This window comes from Moraxella sp. K127, assembly GCF_015223095.1.
Classification (GTDB): Bacteria; Pseudomonadota; Gammaproteobacteria; order Pseudomonadales; family Moraxellaceae; genus Moraxella.
Map to the genome: position 1 here is coordinate 1 of NZ_JADFBZ010000096.1, position 1,279 is coordinate 1,279.

The following is a 1,279-nucleotide window of genomic DNA, read 5'->3' on the forward strand; positions in this document are numbered from 1 at the left end:
CCAAAAACCCAAACCCCCCACCATCTCTGGCAGGGGGTTTGGTTTGACTTGGTTGGTCTTGTTTGCTGTTAAGCCAATCTTGTTAGATTAGTTCTTAACGTTAGCAACAACACCAGCACCTACGGTGCGACCACCTTCACGAATCGCGAAGCGTAGACCTTTGTCCATGGCGATTGGGTGGATAAGCTCAACACTCATCTCAACGTTGTCGCCAGGCATAACCATTTCAGTACCTTCTTGTAGGGTGATGGCACCTGTTACGTCAGTGGTACGGAAGTAGAATTGTGGACGATAGCCATTTAGGAATGGAGTATGACGACCACCTTCTTCTTTTGACAGTACGTATACTTCAGCGTCAAAGTTGGTGTGTGGGGTGATTGAACCTGGCTTGGCTAGTACTTGACCACGTTGAACTTCTTCACGCTTGGTACCACGTAGTAGAACACCACAGTTCTCGCCAGCACGACCTTCGTCTAGTAGCTTACGGAACATCTCAACACCAGTACAGGTGGTTTTGGCGGTGTCTTTGATACCTACGATTTCAACTTCATCACCAACTTTGATGATACCAGATTCAACACGACCTGTTACCACAGTACCACGACCAGAGATAGAGAATACGTCTTCGATTGGCATTAGGAATGCTTTATCGATGTCACGCTCAGGCTCAGGAATGTAGCTGTCTAGGGTGTCTAGTAGTTCTAGGATGGCAGGCTCGCCATATTGACCAGCATCACCGTTTAGACCTAGAAGAGCAGAACCTTTGATGATTGGGGTGTCATCACCTGGGAAGTCATAGTCAGATAGAAGTTCACGTACTTCCATTTCTACTAGTTCTAGTAGCTCTTCGTCGTCTACTAGGTCGCACTTATTCATGAATACCATGATGTAAGGTACACCAACCTGACGAGACAGAAGGATGTGCTCACGAGTTTGTGGCATAGGACCATCTGTGGCAGCAACAACTAGAATCGCACCGTCCATTTGAGCGGCACCAGTAATCATGTTTTTAACGTAGTCGGCGTGACCGGGGCAGTCTACGTGTGCATAGTGGCGAGCTGCAGTGTCATACTCGATGTGAGAAGTGTTAATGGTAATACCACGAGCTTTTTCTTCAGGAGCTGAGTCAATGGCAGCGTAGTCTTTTGCTTCACCACCGTGGTGCTTAGCAGCAACGGTAGCAATCGCAGCAGTTAGGGTAGTTTTACCGTGGTCAACGTGACCGATGGTACCAACGTTTACGTGTGGTTTGTTACGTTCGAATTTGGCTTTGGCCATG

The 1,279-nt window shown here is 47.8% G+C and carries 1 protein-coding gene; it reads right to left on the reverse strand.

Features of this window, described 5'->3' with window-relative positions:
* Window positions 1-87: 87 nt before the first annotated feature.
* A complete protein-coding gene (gene tuf / locus IM753_RS12745; RefSeq protein ID WP_194092777.1) occupies window positions 88-1,278 on the reverse strand; it encodes an elongation factor Tu in 1,191 nt (396 codons plus the stop codon).
* Window position 1,279: the final 1 nt, after the last annotated feature.